Raw genomic sequence first — 18,942 nt, forward strand, 5'->3', positions numbered from 1 at the left:
CCACCGGGGACACGGGCCCGAGCGCGCTCCCGACCGGAGGGTGGGCAGTGTGGCTCGAGACCGGTTGTACCCCGAGGCGTCGACAGGGCAGGTGCGCATGAGTCTGTCCCTGCGTTTCGCCGCCGGATCGCACAAGGGGATGATCCGCGAGGGCAACGAGGACTCCGGCTACGCCGGTCCCCGGCTCCTCGCCGTCGCCGACGGCATGGGCGGCCAGGCCGCCGGCGAGGTCGCCAGCTCCGAGGTCATCTCCTCGCTCGTCCAGCTCGACGACGACATCCCCGGCTCCGACATCCTCACCGCCCTCGGCATCGCCGTGCAGCAGGCCAACGACCAGCTGCGCGTCATGGTCGAGGAGGACGCCCAGCTCGAGGGCATGGGCACCACGCTCACCGCCCTGCTGTGGACCGGCCAGCGGCTCGGCCTCGTCCACGTCGGCGACTCCCGCGCCTACCTGCTCCGCGACGGCGTCCTCACCCAGATCACCCAGGACCACACCTGGGTCCAGCGGCTCGTCGACGAGGGCCGGATCACCGAGGAAGAGGCCACCACCCATCCGCAGCGCTCCCTCCTGATGCGGGCGCTCGGCAGCGGCGACGTCGTGGAGCCCGACCTCTCCATCCGCGAGGTCCGGGCCGGCGACCGCTACCTGATCTGCTCCGACGGCCTGTCCGGCGTGGTCTCCCACCAGACCCTGGAGGAGACCCTCGCCGACTACCACGGCCCGCACGAGACGGTGCAGTCCCTGATCCAGCTCGCCCTGCGCGGCGGCGGACCGGACAACATCACCTGCATCGTCGCGGACGTCCTCGACACCGACAGCGGCGACACCATGGCCGCCCAGCTGAGCGACACCCCGGTGGTCGTCGGCGCGGTCGCCGAGAACCCGCACCAGCACTTCGACGGCAACGCCATGCAGACCCCGGCAGGCCGGGCCTCGGGCCTCGGCCGCCAGACCCCGCCGGCCCCGGGCGCCTTCGGCCCCCCGGGCAGCGGTGACGCCGCCGGCTACGGATACCCCGACCAGAGCCAGGGCGGCGGCGCCCCGTACGGATCCTTCGGCGAACCCGAGGCCTACGACGCCGACGGCCAGTACGACGACTCCTACGACCACCCGCGCAAGCGGCGCAGCAAAGGGCGCAAGTGGACCACCCGCACCCTGATCCTGCTGCTCGTCGCGGGTGTCGTCGGCGGAGGCCTGTACGCTGCGCACCGCTGGACACAGACCCAGTACTACGTGGGCGTCAAGGGTGACCACGTCGCGCTCTACCGCGGCATCAGCCAGAACCTGGCGTGGATCCACCTCTCTCAGGTCGAGACGGATCATCCCGAGATCGAACTGAAGTACCTGCCGTCCTTCAAGCGGAAGCAGGTCGAGGCCAACATCAGCGAAGACAGCCTCGACGGGGCGCGCAAGAAGATCGACGAGCTCGGCACCCAGGTCTCCGCCTGCAAGCAGGAAGAGGCCCGCCGGGCCGCCGAAGCGCAGGGCGGCCAGACGCCCGGACCCACCCTGACTCCCGCGGAGCAGGCTGTCGTCGGCCAGTGCGAGAAGCAGTAGACATACGCGGGCACAGGGGGCCCGCCACACCATGAGCGTTGTCACCAACACGACCACCATCGGCGCCATCGAGGCTCCGAGCCGGCGGAACACCGAGCTCCTGCTGCTCACCTTCGCCGTGGTCATCCCGATCTTCGCCTACGCCAACGTGGGCCTGTCGATCCACGGCAAGCTGCCCCCGGGCATGCTGGTCTACGGGCTCGGCTTCGCCGTGCTCGCCGGCATCGCGCACTTCGTCGTACGCCGCTTCGCCAAGTACGCCGACCCGCTGCTGCTCCCGATCGCGACCCTGCTCAACGGGCTCGGCGTCGTCCTGATCTGGCGCCTCGACCAGTCCGAGCGGCTGCAGAACCTCGCCAAGCGCAGCTTCGGCACCTTCTCGGAGTCGGCGCCGCGCCAGATGATGTACACGGGGCTCGCCATCGCCCTGTTCGCCGTGGTCCTGCTGGTCCTCAAGGACCACCGCGTGCTCCAGCGCTTCACGTACATCTCGATGGCCGGCGCCCTCGTCCTGCTGATCCTGCCCGTCGTCCCGGGTCTGGGCGCGGACGTCTTCGGCGCGAAGATCTGGATCAGCGTCGGCGGCTTCTCCATCCAGCCCGGCGAGTTTGCCAAGATCGTCATCGCGATCTTCTTCGCCGGCTACCTCATGGTGAAGCGCGACGCGCTGGCCCTGGCCAGCCGCCGTTTCATGGGCCTCTACCTGCCGCGCGGCCGTGACCTCGGCCCGATCCTGATGATCTGGGCGATGAGCCTGCTCGTCCTCGTCTTCGAGAACGACCTCGGCACCTCGCTGCTGTTCTTCGGCATGTTCGTGATCATGCTGTACGTGGCCACCGAGCGGACCAGCTGGATCGTCATCGGCCTGCTCATGTCGGTCGGCGGCGCCACGGTCGTCGGCATGACCGCCAGCCACGTCAAGGTCCGCGTCACCGCCTGGCTCGACCCCTTCGCCTGCTACACCACCTCCGGCGCCTGCGAGCAGGTCGGCCAGTCGATCATGAGCTTCGGCTCCGGCGGCGTCCTCGGCACCGGATGGGGCCAGGGCAACTCGGACCTCATCGGCTTCGCCGCCAACTCCGACTTCATCTTCTCGACCGTCGGCGAGGAGCTCGGCCTGACCGGCGTCATGGCCTTCCTCCTGCTCTACGGCCTGATCATCGAGCGGGGCGTGCGCACCGCCCTCGCCGCCCGCGACCCCTTCGGCAAGCTCTTCGCCATCGGGCTGTCCGGCGCCTTCGCCCTCCAGATCTTCGTCGTCGCCGGCGGAGTCATGGGCCTCATCCCCCTCACCGGCATGACCATGCCCTTCCTCGCCAACGGCGGTTCCTCCGTCCTGGCCAACTGGATGCTCATCGCCATCCTCATCCGGATCAGCGACACCGCACGCCGCCCCGCCCCGGCCCCCGCTCCGTCCCCGACTCCGAGATGACCCAGGTGGTCCGCCCGTCATGAACAAGCCCCTGCGCCGCATCTCGCTGTTCTGCGGGCTCCTCGTCCTCGCCCTGCTGATCCGGACCAACTGGCTGCAGTACGTCCAGGCCGAGGACCTCAGCACCCGCAAGGAGAACCGCCGGGTCCAGATCGCCCAGTACGCCACCGAGCGCGGCAACATCATCGTCGGCGGCCAGCCGATCACCGGGTCCGCGGTCACCGACGGCAGCGACTTCAAGTTCAAGCGGACCTACGTCGACGGCCCGCTGTGGGCACCCGTCACCGGCTACGCCTCGCAGGCCTTCGGCTCCACCCAGCTGGAGAAGATCGACGACGGCATCCTCACCGGCAACGACGACCGGCTGTTCTTCGACCGGACGATCGGCATGTTCACCGGGGAGAAGAAGCAGGGCGGCAACGTCATCACCACCCTGAACGCCGCCGCCCAGAAGGCCGCCTTCCAGCAGCTCGGCGACAAGAAGGGCGCCGTCGCCGCCATCGACCCGCGCACCGGCGCCATCCTGGCCCTGGCCAGCACCCCCTCGTACGACCCGTCGACCTTCGCGGGCAACTCGAAGAACGACGAGAAGGCCTGGCGGACGCTGAACGACAGCGCCGACAAGAACCTGGTCAACCGCGCCCTGCGCGAGACCTACCCGCCCGGCTCCACCTTCAAGGTGGTCACCACCGCCGCCGCGCTGGAGCACGGGGTGATCAGCGACATCAACGCCCCGACGGACACCCCCGAGCCGTACATCCTGCCCGGCACGAAGACCCCGATGGTCAACCACGCCACCGGCTGCGAGAAGGCCACCCTCAACTACGCGCTCCAGGTGTCCTGCAACTCGGTCTTCGCGCACATCGGTGACAAGGTCGGCCGCGACGGCATGGTCGAGACCGCCCAGAAGTTCGGCTTCAACAGCACCATCGACACCCCGGTCCGCGCCTTCGCGAGCGTCTACGACAAGACGATGGGCAAGGACGGCAACGCGCTGAGCTCCATCGGCCAGTTCAACACGGCGGCCACACCGCTCCAGATGGCCATGGTCACCGCGGCCATCGCCAACGACGGCAAGCTGATGAAGCCGTACATGGTCGAGCAGCTCACCGCGCCCAACCTCGACACGATCGAGAAGCACGAGCCGCAGGAGATGAGCCGGCCCCTCAGCGCGGCGAACGCGCAGAAGGTCCAGCAGATGATGGTGAACGTCGTCGAGAACGGCACGGGCACCTCGGCCAAGATCAAGAACGTCAAGGTCGGCGGCAAGACCGGTACCGCCCAGCACGGCGAGAAGAACGCCAAGCGCCCCTACGCCTGGTTCATCTCCTACGCGGAGCTGCCCGACGGCTCCTCCCCCGTGGCCGTCGCCGTCGTCATCGAGGACAGCGACGTCAAGGACCGCGAGGACATCACCGGCGGCGGCCTGGCCGCACCGGTCGCGAAGGCCGTCATGGAAGCCGTCCTGAAGAACAAGGGATGAAACCCGCAGACAGGATCCGAGCGCTCGGTACCGGTCCGATATCAGCCTGTGGTCACGAACCGATCACTGACGATCGGCCGGTAGCCTTGCCGCGAACAGCACACCGCCGGACCACACACGGGTGCGGTCGGGACTGACGGAGAGGGCTGGAACGTTATGGAAGAGCCGCGTCGCCTCGGCGGCCGGTACGAGCTGAGCCACGTGCTCGGCCGTGGTGGCATGGCCGAGGTCTACCTCGGGCACGATACCCGGCTCGGCCGTACCGTAGCCGTCAAGACCCTGCGCGCCGACCTCGCCCGTGACCCGTCCTTCCAGGCCCGGTTCCGCCGCGAGGCCCAGTCGGCCGCGTCGCTCAACCACCCGGCCATCGTCGCGGTCTACGACACCGGCGAGGACTACGTCGACAACATCTCCATCCCGTACATCGTGATGGAGTACGTCGACGGCTCCACCCTGCGCGAGCTGCTGCACTCCGGCCGCAAGCTGCTGCCCGAGCGGACCCTGGAGATGTGCATCGGCATCCTCCAGGCGCTGGAGTACTCGCACCGCGCCGGCATCGTGCACCGCGACATCAAGCCCGCGAACGTCATGCTCACCCGGACCGGCCAGGTCAAGGTCATGGACTTCGGCATCGCCCGCGCCATGGGCGACTCCGGGATGACCATGACGCAGACGGCCGCCGTGATCGGCACCGCCCAGTACCTCTCCCCGGAGCAGGCCAAGGGCGAGCAGGTCGACGCGCGCTCCGACCTCTACTCCGCGGGCTGCCTGCTCTACGAGCTGCTGTGCGTGCGGCCCCCGTTCGTCGGCGACTCCCCCGTGGCGGTCGCCTACCAGCACGTGCGGGAAGAGCCCCAGCCGCCGTCGAACTTCGACCCCGAGATCACGCCCGTGATGGACGCCATCGTCCTCAAGGCCCTGGTCAAGGACCCCGACTACCGCTACCAGTCCGCCGACGAGATGCGGGCCGACATCGAGGCCTGCCTGGAGGGCCAGCCCGTCGCCGCGACCGCCACCATGGGCGCCGGCTACGGCTACCCCGACCAGGGCGGCTACGGGCACCAGGGCTACGACCAGCCCACCACCGCCCTGCGCTCCCCGGACGCCGGCCAGACCTCGATGATGCCGCCGATGCCCCCCGGGGGCGACGGCGGATACGGCTACCAGGACCAGGGCGGCTACGACCAGGGCCACGGGCGCCGCCAGCAGAAGAAGAGCCGGGCCTCGACGATCCTGCTCGCCGTCGCCGCCGTGCTCGTCCTGGTCGGCGCGATCCTGATCGGCAAGACCATCTTCACGCCCACGGACAACCGCCCCGCCGTGCCCAAGCTCGTCGGCCAGACCTTCGAGTCGGCACAGAGCAGCGGCAAGAACGTGGGCCTCACCGTGGAGAAGGAGGCCGAGGAGCCCTGCGTGGACCAGCCCAAGGGCAGCGTCTGCTCGCAGAACCCGGCAGACGGCACCAAGGTGGACAAGGGAACGGTCGTCAAGGTCAAGGTCTCCTCGGGCGCCCCCAAGATGGCCGTCCCGGACGTCGCGAGGCTGAAGTTCGAGGACGCCGAAGCCCTCCTGAAGAAGAACTTCCAGGTCGAGCGGAAGCTGGTCGAGTCCGACGGCGCCAACCCCGGCACCGTGACGGACCAGAGCCCCAAGGCGGGTACCCAGGCCGAGAAGGGCTCCGTGATCACCCTCACGGTCGCCAAGGAGGTCGCGAAGGGCGTCGTCCCGAACCTCGTCGGCATGGCCAAGGAGCAGGCGGTCAAGGCGCTCCAGGACGCCAAGCTCAAGCTGGGCAGCACCACCGAGGTGGACCAGCCCGGGGCCGCGCCCAAGACGATCGTGGCCCAGCAGTACGAGCCCGGCAGGGAACTCCCGAAGGACACCCCGGTCAACGTCAGCATCACCAAGGCCGCCGCCGCGACGCCGACGGTCGTTCCCCCGCTGACGGGCCAGACCGTGGCCCAGGCCAAGCAGACGCTCCAGGCGAGCAACCTGGTCTTCGGCTCGATCCTGGCGGGCCCGACCGACGACAACGCGGTGGTCCTGGACTCCAACCCGGCCGTTGGCAGCCCGGTGCCGGGCGGCACGCTGATCAACGTCCGCACCGTGGGCAAGTCCCAGGACGGCGGACAGAGCGGCGGAGGCTTCTTCGGCGGCCTCACCGGCGGACGCAACTAGGGAACCGAACGCAGAACAGGCCCGGCCCCGGGAAGGGGCCGGGCCTGTCGTCCGTCAGCGCAGTTCCGCCGGAGGCGTGCGCCGGGCGTCCACCTTCTCCGTCCGCACCAGCTCGCCCCAGACGATGTAGCGGTACTTCGAGGTGTAGACCGGGGTGCAGGTCGTCAGCGTGATGTAGCGGCCCGGGGCCGTCTTGCCCGACTCCTTCGGGACCGGGTTGATCACGTCCGTGTTGTACTTCGACGTCTGCGTGAGCTCGGCGAAGACCTTGTAGACGTACCAGGTGTCCTTGGTCTCGAAGACGACCGGGTCGCCCTTCTTCACCTTGTCGATGTTGTGGAACTTCGCCCCGTGGCCGTCGCGGTGCGCGGCCAGCGCGAAGTTGCCCTTGTCGTCCCAGGGCAGGGCCGACTTCACCGGGTCGGTGTAGTAGCCGGCCACGCCGTCGTTGAGGACGTCGGGGGAGGTGCCGGGCTTGACCAGCACCTCGCCGTTCTTCATCGACGGCACGTGCAGGAAGCCGATCCCGTCCTGGGTGTCGAGGTCCCCAGGCTGGCCGGACCCGCCCGCGGCGGCGCCGGGCGTCTGCTGCCACTGCCGGCGGACCTGGTCGCCCCCGGCCGAGGCCTGCCGGTCGGCGAGGACGTTGGTCCACCACAGCGAGTACGCCACGAACAGGCCCAGGATCAGCCCGACCGTGATCAGGAGCTCCCCCAGCAGGCTCAGGGCCCCGGCGACCACACTGCGGTGGGCGGGCGGCGGTGCGGAGCGGCGGCGGGCACGAGACACTGCGGATTCGTCCTTACGGGCTGTTCAGCGGCTGTTCAGCGCGGGCGGAGCACCCTGGCTGCGCGGGCGTTCGTCGACCATCCTGCCCCATACGATCATCCGGTAGGTGCTCGTGAACTCCGGGGTGCAGGTCGTCAGCGTGATGTACCGGCCGGGTCCGGTGAACCCGGAACCCTCCGGCACCGGCTTGATCACGGAGACGTTCGCCGGGGAGGTCTGCGGCAGGACCGAGGTCATCTTGTACGTGTAGTACGCGTCCCGGGTCTCGACGACGATCGGGTCCCCCGGCACCAGCTGGTTGACGTACCGGAACGGTTCGCCGTGGGTGTTGCGGTGCCCGGCGAGCGCGAAGTTGCCCTGCTGGTCGGACGGCATGGCCGTCTTCAGCGCGCCCTCGGAGTAGTGGCCGACCATCCCCTTGTCGAGCACCTTCGCCTTGCTGACGCCCTCGGCCACGGGCACCTTCAGGTCGAGCTTGGGGATGTGGAGGATGGCGAAGCCCTGCCCCGGTTCGAAGGCGGCCACGGGCGGCGCGGCGGCCGCCGGGGGGTGCTCCCAGGTCTGGCGCAGGGAGCCGGCGGCCCCGTCGGCCGTCCGCTCGGCCAGCAGGTTCGTGTACCAGAGCTGGTAGGCGACGAAGAGCAGCATCACCACGCCGACGGTGATGAACAGCTCGCCGACAGCCCGGCTGAGCACGACCACCGGCCCGCCGGACCGCGGGCTCGCGCGCCGGCGTCCGCGACCGCCCCGTCTGCGGGCCCGCGCGTGCGAGCGCTTCGCGGCCTCCTGCGCTGCCCTGCGCCGCGCGGCCCGGCCCTCGCTGGGCGCGGACGGCGCGACCGTCGTCACGCGACGGCCTTGCCCACCACCGGGGCCAGGCCCTCCGACCGGGCGACGGCGCCGGCGTCACCGCAGCGCACGAGCCAGTTGGCGAGCATCCGGTGGCCCCACTCGGTGAGCACCGACTCGGGGTGGAACTGGACGCCCTCGACGTCGTGCTCCCGGTGCCGCAGGCCCATGATGATCCCGTCCTCGGTGCGGGCGGTGACCTCCAGCACGTCGGGCAGGTTCTGCGGTTCGGCGGCCAGGGAGTGGTAGCGGGTGGCGGTGAAGGGCGAGGGCAGTCCGGCGAAGACGCCCAGTCCCTCGTGGATCACGGGGGAGGTCTTCCCGTGCAGCAGCTCGGGGGCCCGGTCCACGACACCGCCGTAGGCGACGGCCATGGACTGCATGCCGAGGCAGACGCCGAAGACGGGGACGCCGGTGTCGGCGCAGTGCCGGACCATGTCGACGCAGACCCCGGCCTCCTCGGGCGTGCCGGGGCCGGGGGAGAGGAGGACGCCGTCGAAGCCGTCCTGGGCGTGGGCGAGCTCCACCTGGTCGTTGCGCAGCACCTCGCATTCGGCGCCGAGCTGGTAGAGGTACTGGACCAGATTGAAGACAAAGCTGTCGTAGTTGTCGACAACCAGAATGCGCGCGCTCACGGAGTGGCTCCCGATCCCTCGTCCACCGTCACATCGTTGAAGGGAAGGAGCGGCTCGGCCCACGGGAAGACGTACTGGAACAGCACGAACACCACTGCGAGGACCAGTACGAGACAGATCAGCGCCCGCACCCACGCGTTGCCCGGCAGATGCCGCCAGATCCAGCCGTACATTCCGTCCGTTTCCTTCGTCGTCCACGATTCCCTCACGCACCGCGGGGGCGGTACCGCACCAGACTACGGGCCGGGGGCCCCGGGGCGGGGGTCACCCGGGCAATCCCCCGGGATCGGCGGGCGCCGCGGCGGTGAGCTCCGCCCAGACGATCAGGCGGTGGCTGTGGCCCCACTCGGGGTCGCAGGTGGTGAGGGTGAGGTACTTGCCGGGGACGGCGAAGGGGGAGCGGCCGGGGACGGGGCCGACCACCGCCGTCTCGGTGGGCAGGACGCGCAGCGGCTCGGCCCGGACGGTGTAGGTGTAGCGGTTCACCGCGTCGCGGACGACCACGGTGTCGCCGGGGCGCAGCTCGTCCAGGTCCTTGAAGGGGTCGCCGTAGGTGCGCCGGTGGCCGGCGACGGCGAAGTTCCCCTCCGCTCCGGGGCGGGCGGTGCCGGTGTAGTGGCCGAGGCCCTTCTTGAGCAGGCCGGTGTCCGTGCCCTCCAGGATCGGCTTGCTCCAGTCCGCGCCGAAGCGGGGCACGTACATCTCGGCGAAGGCCTGCCCGGCGGGGTAGGGCGGCGGCGGGGGTGCGGCGGGGGCCGGGGAGGCGGAGGGGACCGGGGAGGCGGAGGGGACCGGCGGGGGCGCGGGGGCGGGGGCCGCCGCCCAGCGGTCGCGCAGCCGGGCCCGTTCCCCGTCCATGGCCCGGTCCGCCGTGATCCCGGTCCACAGCAGGACGTACACGGTGAAGAGCACGATCAGCGTCCCTGCCGTCAGGCACAGTTCGCTGAACGTCCGTACCAGCAGGCGCAGTACGGCGTCAGGGCGAGGCGGTCTCCAGCGGCTTCGCATAGTGGAGGTCCACTGTGCCGGAGTAGCCGGGAAGTGTCAGCCGCTTGTCCTCGTCCACTTTCCAGCCGAGCCCGTACGCGTTGACGTACAGCTGGTAGTTCTGGATGGCGGGGGAGTTGTTCAGGGCCTTGCGCAACGCGCCCGGGTCGCCGACCGCCGACACCTTGTACGGGGGCGAGTAGACCCGGCCCTGGAGGATCAGGGTGTTGCCGACGCAGCGGACGGCGCTGGTGGCGATCAGCCGCTGGCCCATGACCTCGACGCCCTCGGCGCCGCCGAGCCACAGCGCGTTCACCACTGCCTGGAGGTCCTGCTGGTGGATCACGAGGTCGTTGGGCTGGGGCTCGGGGACGCCCGGGACGCGGGCGGTGGCGTTCGGCGGGGCGTCGTTGAGGGTGACGCTGAGGCCCTTGCCGGTCAGCTCCTCGGTGCCGGAGGCCTTGCGCAGGGCGGCGAGCTTGGCGTCCTCGGCCTTGGTGCTGCCGTTGTCGCGGTCGGCGAGGGCGTCGACCTGGGCGCGCACGGCGGCGGCGCTCTTCTCCAGCTCGGCGTTGTTGGCGCTGCGCTCGTGGATCAGGTCGGAGAGCTTGAGGAGGGAGGCGTCCGTGCGGATGTTCGTACCCTTGGACGTGTTGAAGCTGGTGACGAAGATGAGGCCCGCCAGGGCGAACACGGCGGCCGTGAGCAGCCGCACCGGCCTGGCCCGGCGGCGGGGACCCGCGGAGGAGTCGTCGGAATTGGTCAACGTACCCTTCTCCTTCAACGCCACAGGTCCACTACGCTAACGGACGCCCGGGGCAGGCAAGGTCCCCCAGCGCATCGACAGGAGAGCCCCTCGTGCCGAAGTCACGTATCCGCAAGAAGGACGACTACACGCCGCCGCCGGCGAAACAGCAGGCGCAGCAGATCAGGCTGGGGAGCCGCGGCTGGGTCGCCCCGGTCATGCTGGCCTTCTTCCTGATCGGGCTCGCGTGGATCGTCGTCTTCTACGTGACCGACACCCAGCTGCCAATCGAGGCGCTGGGCAACTGGAACATCGTGGTCGGTTTCGGATTCATCGCCGCCGGCTTCGGCGTCTCCACGCAGTGGAAGTAGTACACGGATAGGCGAGCGGCGCAACCTCTCCCCATGAGTTATCCACAGCGTCATCCACACCTGAGGAAAAGACAGAAGATCTGTGGATAACTCTGTGGAGAGTTGACGCCGGTGTGATCAGGTGAGTGCGGCCGTCCGCATGATGATCACAGCTACCGTGAGCAGCAGGACCGCCACGCAGACCGCCCCCTGGACCACGGTGCGCCTCCTGCCCGTGGCGGGGGCGAGCAGCCCCAGCGCGACCAGCGCGCCCGTCACCAGGCCTCCGATGTGCGCCTGCCAGGACACCGACCAGCCACCCCCCAGGGGCACGAAGGTCACCAGCAGCATCAGCCCGAGGGTGATCAGCACCGGGCGCATCTCGTAGCGCAGCCGGCGGGCGAGGACCACGGTGGCGCCGAGCAGCCCGCAGATGGCGCCGGACGCCCCGAGCGTCGGGGTGTTCGGAGCCGTCAGCAGGTAGACCAGGGCACTGCCGCCCAGCCCGGACAGCAGGTAGAGGACCAGGTACCGGGCCCGGCCCAGGGCCGCCTCGAGCGGGCCGCCGATCACCCACAGGGCGACCATGTTGCCGAAGATGTGCCACCACTCGACATGCAGGAACACCGAGGTCAGCAGCCGGTGGTACTGCCCGGTGGAGACGCCCTCCACGGGCGCCCCGTAGTACTCCACGTACCGCCCCAGCAGCTCCAGCTGGACGGCCAGGCCGGGGACGGCGTACGCGGCGAGGAACACCGCCGCGTTGATCCCGATCAGGATCTTGGTGACGAGCTGGGGATCGGCGGCGACCAGCCCGCCCGCGACCGTCCGCGGCGCGTTGGCCGCCGGGGCGTGCCCCGTGCCGGACCCTCCGCGGACGCACTCGGGGCACTGGTAGCCGACCGAGGCGCTGATCATGCACTCCGGGCAGATGGGCCGGTCGCAGCGGGCACAGCTGATCCCCGTGTCGCGGTCCGGGTGGCGGTAGCAGCCCGGCAGACGCTCGGTGTCCATCGGTCCCCTCGGTCAGCGGCGGGGCAGGGAGCGGGTCCCTGCCGGTCCGTACACGTCCAGTCCGTACACAAGCAGTACGGACGGACGGCCGCGTCGGTTCCCGTCAGCGCGTGACCTCGCGCCGCTCCACGGACACCGACTGGATGATCACGTCGTCCAGCGGGCGCTCGGTGCGCGGGTTGGTCGGGCCGGACGCGATGGCGTCCACGACCTTCTGGCTGGCCTTGTCGGTGACCTCGCCGAAGATGGTGTGCTTGCGGGTCAGCCAGGCGGTGGGCGCGACGGTGATGAAGAACTGCGAGCCGTTGGTGCCCGGGCCGGCGTTGGCCATGGCGAGCAGGTACGGCTTGGTGAAGGCGAGGTCCGGGTGGAACTCGTCGGCGAACTGGTAGCCGGGGCCTCCGGTGCCGTTGCCGAGCGGGTCGCCGCCCTGGATCATGAAGCCGCTGATGACGCGGTGGAAGACGGTGCCGTCGTAGAGCGGGGACGTGGTCTTCTGGCCGTCCGTGGGACGGGTCCACTCGCGGGCGCCCGTGGCGAGCTCCACGAAGTTCCGCACGGTCTTCGGCGCGAAGTTCTCCAGCAGCTCGATCTCGATGTCGCCGTGGTTCGTCTTCAGGGTGGCGTAGAGCTTCTCGGCCACGGGTCTGCCTTCCATAGTCATCACTGTCGGTCCCGATCCTCCCACGGAGGGGAGTGCCCGGCTGAAATTCCGCCACCCGGATGCCCTCTCGCCACGGATGCCCCGTCACGCATGCCGCGCGCCGCGCCGGCAGGCATGATCCGACAAAGGGTGGAAAGGTGAACTGTGTCCGCCACCGAGGAGGAGGATCCCGTGACCCGCAAGGACAGCGTGAGCCTGGCCGCCGAGAACGCCAGGGACGCCATGAGGCACGCGGCGGAAGTGGTGGCACCCTACGCGGGGACCGCCAGGGACGCGGCCGTCCACTACGCCCAGGAGGCGAACGCACGGCTGGCCCCGAAGGTCTCGTCCGCCGCCGTCCAGGCGTCCCAACAGGCCCGCGCCGCCTATGACACCCATCTGCATCCCCGGATGGCGGCGGCCCGCACGCACCTGCCCCCGAACGTGGACCGGGCCGCCACGAAGGCCGTCCACCAGACGCGGCAGGCGTGCCGGCACGCGGTCGACTACACGGCGCCGCGCCTGGAGAGCGCCCTCGCCGCCGCCCACCCGGTCGCGGAGGAGGCCTCGAGCCGCTCGATGGCCGCGCTGGCCGCGCTGCGCGGGCAGGTCTCCGCGAAGGACGTACAGCGGCTGGTGCGGCGCGGCGAACGGCGTGCGAAGTGCGCGCGGCTGCTCAAGGGGGTCGCGCTCGTCGGCGTACTGGCCGGCGGGGCGTTCGCGGCCTGGAAGTGGTGGGACCAGCAGTCGAACCCGGACTGGCTGGTGGAGCCCCCGGCCGCCACCGAGCTGTCGGCGCAGGACACCGCACCGGCGAGCTTCGACGACGAACTGGCGGCGAAGGAGAAGGAGAACGGCACGCACTGAGCGCGGCCGCCCGCACGCGAACCGGAGAAGGGGCCCGGATCCACCAGGATCCGGGCCCCTCCCGTCGCTACCGGCCGCCGCCGCCCGCTCAGCTGGGCAGCGTCAGCACCTGCCCCGGGTGGATGAGGTCGGGGTTGGCCCCGATCACGCCGCGGTTCAAGGCGTACAGCTCGCGCCAGCGGGCCTCGTTGCCGAGCTCGCGGCGGGCGATCGCGGAGAGCGAGTCCCCCGGCTTGACGGTGTACGTGCGCTTCTTGGCGGCCGGCGCCGGCTTCGGCGGCACCGGTACGGCCTTGTGCGCGGCCGACAGGTCACTGGGCTCGGCCGGACCGGGGTGCGGCCGGGTCTGCCCGGTTCCGGCCTTCGGCGGCATGGCCGCCGGCTTCGGCGCCGCGGCCGCCCTGGGCGGGGCCGGGGCGGCCATCCGCTCGGCGGCCGCCTTGGTGGCCGCCGCCGCGTCGGTGTACTTCGAGCCCATGTCGGAGTGCGTCGGCGGGACGGCGCCCGCGGCGGCAGCCTGCTGCTCGGTCTGCTCCTGCTGCTTCTTCTTGTCGTGCTTCAGGAAATCGAAGAGTCCCATCTGCGTGCGCCTCCGGCGTGGTGTGGGTGCCCCCTGGGTGCGTACCTCCCTCCACTGTCGTCCACGGGACGCGCCACGGCCCTGCGACGGGGCCATCCGGGGGACGCAAAAGACCCCCTGACCAGCGTTTTCGCAGGTCAGGGGGTCTTTATGAAGTGGAGCCTAGGAGATTCGAACTCCTGACATCTGCCTTGCAAAAGCAGCGCTCTACCAACTGAGCTAAGGCCCCGTGCGTCCGGACGCGGGCCCTCCCCCGGGAGGGAGTGTCCGTTCCGCAGGACAGAGTACCCGGTGCACCCCCTCATCCCGCAAAATGATGGGGACTCCCGCCCCGCGACCACGCTCCGTAAGATGCTCGCGAGGTTCGCACCAGCGAAGGGGAGTAGTAAGAGTGGACGCAGTGCAGCAAGAGGCCACCGCCAGAGCCCGGGAGCTTCAGCGCAGTTGGTACGGGGAGCCCCTCGGCGCCCTGTTCCGGCGGCTCATAGATGACCTCGGCCTGAACCAGGCTCGCCTCGCTGCTGTCCTCGGACTGTCGGCGCCGATGCTGTCCCAGCTGATGAGCGGGCAGCGCGCCAAGATCGGGAACCCCGCCGTCGTCCAGCGGGTGCAGGCCCTCCAGGACCTCGCCGGACAGGTTGCGGACGGCAGCGTCAGCGCGGGCGAGGCCACGGACCGGATGGACGAGATCAAGAACACCCAGGGAGGGTCCGTCCTCAGCAACAGCGGCCAGACCACGACGAGTTCCGGCGCCCCCACCGTCAAGCGGGTCGTCCGCGAGATCCAGTCGCTGCTGCGGTCGGTCTCGGCGGCCGGCGACATCATCGACGCGGCGAACGCCCTCGCCCCCAGCCACCCCGAACTGGCCGAGTTCCTCAGGGTGTACGGCGCCGGGCGCACGGCGGAGGCGGTGGCCCACTACGAGGCCCACCAGAACTGACGCACCGGGGGGCGACGGGGGACGGAACGGGGGGACGGGCACAGCGATGGGTGAGCTCTTCGCCGGCCGGTACGAGCTGGTGGACCCGGTCGGGCAGGGCGGCGCGGGCGCCGTCTGGCGGGCCTGGGACCGGCGCCGGGGCCGCTACGTCGCGGCGAAGGTGCTCCTGCGGACCGACGCCCCCATGCTCCTGAGGTTCGTGCGCGAGCAGGCCCTGCGCATCGACCACCCGCACGTCCTGGCCCCCGTCGGCTGGGCGGCCGACGACGACAAGGTCCTGTTCACGATGGACCTGGTCGGCGGCGGCTCCCTGGCCCATCTGGTCGCGGACTACGGGCCGTTGCCGCCCCGCTTCGCGTGCGTCCTGCTCGACCAGCTCCTGTCGGGGCTGGCGGCGGTGCACGCGGAGGGCGTCGTCCACCGCGACGTCAAACCCGCCAACGTCCTGCTGGAGGCCACCGGGAAGGGGCGGCCGCACCTGCGGCTCTCCGACTTCGGGATCTCCTTGCGCAAGGGCGAGCCGAGGCTGACCGAGACGGGGCTCGCGGTCGGCACCCCGGGCTACTTCGCCCCGGAACAACTACGCGGCGCCGAGCCGGACTTCCCCGCCGACCTCTTCGCCGTGGGGCTGGTCGCCCTGTACCTGCTGACGGGCCGGAAGCCCGATTCCCGTGCCCTGCTCGAACGCTTTCCCGCCCACGGCGTCCCCTGGGCCCCGGAAGGCGTCCCGGCGCCCCTGTGGGACGTCATCGCGAACCTCCTGCACCCGAACCCCGGAAACCGGTTCCGGACCGCCACAGGGGCGCGCAAGGCCCTTGCCGAGGCAGCCCGGTTGCTCCCCGCCCCGCCGGCGGACGAGGAACCGGTGGAGATCTTCGACCAACTGGCCCCCCTCCCTCCGGGCTTCACCCACGAGGGCCCCGTTCCGCCGCCGCCTCCGCAGCCGGGCTTCGGGCCGCCGCACGACCCACGGGCCGTGCCGGCCGCCTCCGTCCGCGACGACCCGCCGCAGGCACCCCCGCCGGACACGACCGGCTTCCACCTGGCACCCCCGGCCCCCCGGCGCCGCATCCCCCCGCCCACCCCGAGGACAACGGCGGCCATCCTCACGACCGCCCTCCTCTGCTTCGCAGCCGGCACCTGGGCCCTGACCCACCTCTAACCCCCACCACCCCAGGGGCGCGGGGACCTGCGCGGCCAGCCACAGACGCCCGGCACCCAACCACCAACCGCACCACCCCCAGGGGCGCGGGGAACTGCGCGACCAGCCCCAAACCCCCCGCACCCAACCACCAACCGCACCCCCCCAGGGGCGCGGGGAACTGCGCGCTCACCCCAGACGCCCCGCACCCGAAGCCCCCAACCCGGCGGAGCCCACGGGTCAGCGGCCCGACCGCCGCGCCAGCAGCGCCCAGCCCCCCAGCGCCAGCAACAGCACCGCCCCCGCCCCGAACCCCGCCCCCGCGACGACCCGCATCGCGAAGCGGTGGTCCTCCCGCGCGGCCGCCGCCTCCGGAGCCGTCAGCCCCTCCCGCGCCGCGTCCCGCTCGGCCTCCCCGACCCCGAACCCGGCGTCCGCCAGGCTCTCCCGGTACGCCGGCGCCCCGCCCGCACCGCGGCCACCACCGCCCGACACCTCCACCCGCAGCGTCAACGGCACCGCCGCCGCGTCCTGCGTGAACTCCCCCACCTTCCCGCCCAGCGTGACCGCGACGTAGTACCACCCGGCCACCCGTACGGCCCGTACGGCCGCCGCGTCGGCGAACCGGTTCCCGTACGCCACCGGCGCGGTCCTCGGCAGTGTGACCGCCGCCTGCTTCCCGTCGTACGAGGTGTCCTTGGAGTCCACCGGCCCCCGGTACGGGCTGTACAGCGCGACGGTGAGCCCGTCCGACGCCGAGCCGTACTCCTTCGTCATCCGGGCCTTCGCGATCTCGGCGCCGACCCCGAGCTGCTGCCCCCAGTCCAGCGGCACCCGGTAGAACCGCGTCTGGCCGGGCCGCAGTTCGTCCCGCCACACCCCCGCGCCCAGCGCCCGCGCGTCGTTGAAACCGGTGCCCCCGCCGCGCGGTACGGGGTCGGTGCCCGGCAGCACCGGGGAGGCCGAGGGCCACACGCTCGGCGCGGCCGTCGGGGCGGTGCCGGCGGCCGGGGCCGGCTCCCGCCGCACCTGGAGCTCCACGGGCCACGCGGCCCGCGGGGAGTCCTTCCCGGCGGCGCTGCGGGTCACCTTCGCGTAGTACGTCCCCGCGGCCTGGCACTCCGCGTCCTCCGCGAGCAGCCGCTGCCCCACCGCCCCGAGCGGGACCGCGTCGTAACCGAACGTCGCCCGGCCGGGGTTGCCCGGGCAGGAGCGGCCCCCGGTGGTCATGACCTCCACCTCCAGGCCGTCCCCGTACCCGGCCGCCGTCCCGGCGGGCGGGTGCAGCACCGCGGAGACGTACACGCTGGAGGCCGCGTCCAGGCTGAGCCGGTACACCCGCTCGCCCGGCGCGAGGGCGTCCTCGTACACCGCACCGGTCTCCAGCAGCGGCGCGTCCGCCGTCGAGGGCTTCCCCTCGATGCGCCGCGCCCCCTCGGCCGCGCGGTACTCCGGCAGCGGCTGCGGCTGCGGGGTGGCCCCAGGGGCCGCCCCGGGGGCCGCCAGGGCGCTCCCGGCGGGCCAGAGCGCCGTCCCCAGGGCCCCGAGGAGGAACGCGGCCCGGACAGCACGAAGCCCCGACTGCAGCGGCAGCCGGGGCTTCATGAGATCAAACGTGGGGCTCACACGCCGGAACCGGAAGGCACGGAGTCGGTTGCCTCCGTCCACAGGTCCTGCTCGGCGCGGTCCGCCTGGATCTGGCGGTACACGAGGAGCCCGCCGATGGCGGCCAGTGCGACCAGGAGCAGCTTCTTCACCGCGCGACCTCGTCTTTCGTTGACGTTGGGGACTTCTGGGCGCCAACAATACACACCGACCGATACCGATCGGTTATCTGGGAGCCCCCGGACGGTCCAACGGCGAAGACCCCCAGCCCTGGGGGCTGGGGGTCTTCGACTCTGTGGGGCTAACAGGATTTGAACCTGTGACCTCATCCTTATCAGGGATGCGCTCTAACCAACTGAGCTATAGCCCCTCCGCGCCTGCGCGCTGACTCCTGAAGATTAGCGCACAGACGCAGTGGAACCCAAATCCGTTCCGACGGGGCTTTCCCGCAGGTCAGTCAGCGGGTCATTCGTCCTCGGCCAGCGTGAGCTCCACGCCGCCCACGAAGCCCGCGGACAGGTTGTAGATGAACGCGCCCAGCGTCGCCAGGGCGGTCATCAGCACGACGTCGATCACCGCGATGACCGAGGTGAAGATCAGCACGCGCGGCAGCGACAGGAACGACTGGAGGTCGAACCCGTTGCCCTCGTTCGAGCCGGTGGCCTCGCTGATCGTGCCGCCGACGGTCGAGAAGATGCCCATGGCGTCCATGACCATCCACAGCACCGCGGCCGCCACGACGGTGCAGACGCCGAGCGCGATCGACAGCAGGAAGCTGACCTTCATCACCGACCACGGGTCGGCCTTGGCCACCCGCAGCCGCGCCTTGCGCGTCCGCGGGGTCGTACGGGTCCCCGGCACGGGCCCCCGCTGCACACCCGGCTTCTTGGGGGCCGCGTACGCCTGCGGGGGGTGGTAGGGCTGCCCGGCCGCGTCCTTGTCCTTGTCCGCGGCGGGCTTCTGCTTCTGCTTGGACGCGGACTGCGGCTTGGCCTGCGGCTCCGACTGCGGTCCTCGGGTGTCCGTCACGGTTCCCCCCCTGCCCTCGGCGGGGGTGTCCCCGCTTTCGGAGTCCGCGGCGGGGCCACGGGCACCGTTCGCTCCAGTCTTGGCCGGTCCGGCGCCCGTGGCTCCACTCACGAC

Annotated in this window: 18 protein-coding genes, 2 tRNA genes and 2 pseudogenes; 8 read left to right on the top strand and 14 right to left on the bottom strand. The window is 71.2% G+C overall.

Going from position 1 to position 18,942, the window contains the following annotated elements:
• The first annotated feature begins 97 nt into the window (after positions 1-97).
• The 4 genes and pseudogenes from B4U46_RS17620 (at position 98) to pknB (ending at position 6,654) form a co-directional block, all read left to right on the top strand.
• Positions 98-1,561 carry a PP2C family protein-serine/threonine phosphatase gene (locus tag B4U46_RS17620; protein WP_237292955.1) on the top strand — a complete coding sequence of 488 codons (1,464 nt, stop codon included), beginning with the start codon at positions 98-100 and terminating at the stop codon, positions 1,559-1,561.
• A gap of 31 nt (positions 1,562-1,592) precedes the next feature.
• Positions 1,593-3,016 (top strand): annotated as a pseudogene (locus B4U46_RS17625) (FtsW/RodA/SpoVE family cell cycle protein).
• A complete protein-coding gene (locus B4U46_RS17630; protein ID WP_079428570.1) occupies positions 3,013-4,476 on the top strand; it encodes a peptidoglycan D,D-transpeptidase FtsI family protein in 1,464 nt (487 codons plus the stop codon). Before B4U46_RS17625 ends, B4U46_RS17630 begins: the two are co-directional and overlap by 4 nt.
• Positions 4,477-4,632: 156 nt before the next feature.
• Complete coding sequence (gene pknB, locus B4U46_RS17640) at positions 4,633-6,654, top strand: Stk1 family PASTA domain-containing Ser/Thr kinase (protein ID WP_079428572.1); 2,022 nt, start codon at positions 4,633-4,635, stop codon at positions 6,652-6,654.
• 54 nt (positions 6,655-6,708) lie between these two features.
• On the opposite strand, the gene B4U46_RS17645 is transcribed toward pknB, so the two are convergent.
• From B4U46_RS17645 to B4U46_RS17665, 6 genes and pseudogenes are all read right to left on the bottom strand, one after another.
• On the bottom strand, positions 6,709-7,443 hold the full coding sequence (locus tag B4U46_RS17645) for a class E sortase (RefSeq protein WP_079428574.1): 735 nt from the start codon (positions 7,441-7,443) through the stop codon (positions 6,709-6,711).
• Between the two features lie 24 nt (positions 7,444-7,467).
• Positions 7,468-8,142: pseudogene (locus B4U46_RS17650) on the bottom strand (class E sortase); the annotation flags it as partial.
• A 146-nt stretch (positions 8,143-8,288) separates the two neighbouring features.
• On the bottom strand, positions 8,289-8,927 hold the full coding sequence (locus B4U46_RS17655; protein ID WP_079428576.1) for an aminodeoxychorismate/anthranilate synthase component II: 639 nt from the start codon (positions 8,925-8,927) through the stop codon (positions 8,289-8,291).
• The gene (locus tag B4U46_RS38070) at positions 8,924-9,100 is read right to left on the bottom strand and encodes a hypothetical protein (RefSeq protein WP_045945358.1); all 177 of its coding nucleotides are present in this window, start codon (positions 9,098-9,100) and stop codon (positions 8,924-8,926) included. Before B4U46_RS38070 ends, B4U46_RS17655 begins: the two co-directional genes overlap by 4 nt.
• 91 nt (positions 9,101-9,191) lie before the next feature.
• Entirely contained in the window at positions 9,192-9,935 is a 744-nt protein-coding gene (locus tag B4U46_RS17660) for a class E sortase (protein ID WP_079428578.1), read from the bottom strand.
• Positions 9,904-10,680, bottom strand: a complete 777-nt coding sequence (locus B4U46_RS17665; RefSeq protein ID WP_079428580.1) for a DUF881 domain-containing protein — start codon at positions 10,678-10,680, stop codon at positions 9,904-9,906. The genes B4U46_RS17660 and B4U46_RS17665 overlap by 32 nt, the downstream gene beginning before the upstream one ends.
• Positions 10,681-10,772: 92 nt before the next feature.
• Here B4U46_RS17665 and crgA point away from each other — a divergent pair, with 92 nt between their 5' ends.
• A complete protein-coding gene (gene crgA / locus B4U46_RS17670; RefSeq protein ID WP_079428582.1) occupies positions 10,773-11,030 on the top strand; it encodes a cell division protein CrgA in 258 nt (85 codons plus the stop codon).
• A gap of 117 nt (positions 11,031-11,147) precedes the next feature.
• Here the strand turns inward: crgA and B4U46_RS17675 are convergent, their stop codons facing one another.
• Both B4U46_RS17675 and B4U46_RS17680 read right to left on the bottom strand, forming a co-directional pair.
• A complete protein-coding gene (locus B4U46_RS17675; RefSeq protein ID WP_079428584.1) occupies positions 11,148-12,023 on the bottom strand; it encodes a rhomboid family intramembrane serine protease in 876 nt (291 codons plus the stop codon).
• Between the two features lie 103 nt (positions 12,024-12,126).
• Complete coding sequence (locus B4U46_RS17680; protein ID WP_079428586.1) at positions 12,127-12,666, bottom strand: peptidylprolyl isomerase; 540 nt, start codon at positions 12,664-12,666, stop codon at positions 12,127-12,129.
• A 192-nt stretch (positions 12,667-12,858) separates the two neighbouring features.
• On the opposite strand from B4U46_RS17680, the gene B4U46_RS17685 reads away from it, so the two are divergent.
• Entirely contained in the window at positions 12,859-13,533 is a 675-nt protein-coding gene (locus tag B4U46_RS17685) for a DUF5324 family protein (protein WP_159036758.1), read from the top strand.
• Between the two features lie 88 nt (positions 13,534-13,621).
• Here B4U46_RS17685 and B4U46_RS36620 read toward each other — a convergent pair whose 3' ends face one another.
• A complete protein-coding gene (locus B4U46_RS36620; RefSeq protein WP_237292960.1) occupies positions 13,622-14,113 on the bottom strand; it encodes a LysM peptidoglycan-binding domain-containing protein in 492 nt (163 codons plus the stop codon).
• Positions 14,114-14,269: 156 nt separating this feature from the next.
• A tRNA-Ala gene (locus tag B4U46_RS17695) sits at positions 14,270-14,342 on the bottom strand.
• Positions 14,343-14,504: 162 nt separating this feature from the next.
• On the opposite strand from B4U46_RS17695, the gene B4U46_RS17700 reads away from it, so the two are divergent.
• Positions 14,505-15,053: a helix-turn-helix domain-containing protein gene (locus tag B4U46_RS17700; protein ID WP_042817888.1), complete on the top strand. Its 549-nt coding sequence runs from the start codon at positions 14,505-14,507 to the stop codon at positions 15,051-15,053.
• A gap of 46 nt (positions 15,054-15,099) precedes the next feature.
• Positions 15,100-16,215, top strand: a complete 1,116-nt coding sequence (locus tag B4U46_RS17705; protein WP_100863324.1) for a serine/threonine-protein kinase — start codon at positions 15,100-15,102, stop codon at positions 16,213-16,215.
• Between the two features lie 219 nt (positions 16,216-16,434).
• Here B4U46_RS17705 and B4U46_RS17710 read toward each other — a convergent pair whose 3' ends face one another.
• The 4 genes from B4U46_RS17710 to B4U46_RS17725 form a co-directional block, all read right to left on the bottom strand.
• Positions 16,435-17,799, bottom strand: coding sequence for a hypothetical protein (locus B4U46_RS17710; RefSeq protein ID WP_237292963.1), 1,365 nt, complete (start codon positions 17,797-17,799; stop codon positions 16,435-16,437).
• A gap of 17 nt (positions 17,800-17,816) precedes the next feature.
• The gene (locus B4U46_RS17715; RefSeq protein WP_208809277.1) at positions 17,817-17,951 is read right to left on the bottom strand and encodes a DLW-39 family protein; all 135 of its coding nucleotides are present in this window, start codon (positions 17,949-17,951) and stop codon (positions 17,817-17,819) included.
• Positions 17,952-18,095: 144 nt separating this feature from the next.
• Positions 18,096-18,169, bottom strand: a tRNA-Ile gene (locus B4U46_RS17720).
• A gap of 95 nt (positions 18,170-18,264) precedes the next feature.
• Entirely contained in the window at positions 18,265-18,939 is a 675-nt protein-coding gene (locus tag B4U46_RS17725) for a DUF3566 domain-containing protein (protein WP_079428594.1), read from the bottom strand.
• Positions 18,940-18,942: the final 3 nt, after the last annotated feature.

The sequence above is a fragment of the Streptomyces katrae genome, assembly GCF_002028425.1.
Classification (GTDB): domain Bacteria; phylum Actinomycetota; class Actinomycetes; order Streptomycetales; family Streptomycetaceae; genus Streptomyces; species Streptomyces katrae_A.

Coding starts and splice junctions, on each gene's coding strand:
- B4U46_RS36620 (WP_237292960.1), bottom strand. CDS start 14,113: ATGGGACTCTTCGATTTCCTGAAGCACGACAAGAAGAAGCAGCAGGAG.
- B4U46_RS17675 (WP_079428584.1), bottom strand. CDS start 12,023: ATGGACACCGAGCGTCTGCCGGGCTGCTACCGCCACCCGGACCGCGAC.
- pknB (WP_079428572.1), top strand. CDS start 4,633: ATGGAAGAGCCGCGTCGCCTCGGCGGCCGGTACGAGCTGAGCCACGTG.
- B4U46_RS17620 (WP_237292955.1), top strand. CDS start 98: ATGAGTCTGTCCCTGCGTTTCGCCGCCGGATCGCACAAGGGGATGATC.
- B4U46_RS17660 (WP_079428578.1), bottom strand. CDS start 9,935: ATGCGAAGCCGCTGGAGACCGCCTCGCCCTGACGCCGTACTGCGCCTG.
- B4U46_RS17705 (WP_100863324.1), top strand. CDS start 15,100: ATGGGTGAGCTCTTCGCCGGCCGGTACGAGCTGGTGGACCCGGTCGGG.
- B4U46_RS38070 (WP_045945358.1), bottom strand. CDS start 9,100: ATGTACGGCTGGATCTGGCGGCATCTGCCGGGCAACGCGTGGGTGCGG.
- B4U46_RS17710 (WP_237292963.1), bottom strand. CDS start 17,799: ATGAAGCCCCGGCTGCCGCTGCAGTCGGGGCTTCGTGCTGTCCGGGCC.
- B4U46_RS17630 (WP_079428570.1), top strand. CDS start 3,013: ATGAACAAGCCCCTGCGCCGCATCTCGCTGTTCTGCGGGCTCCTCGTC.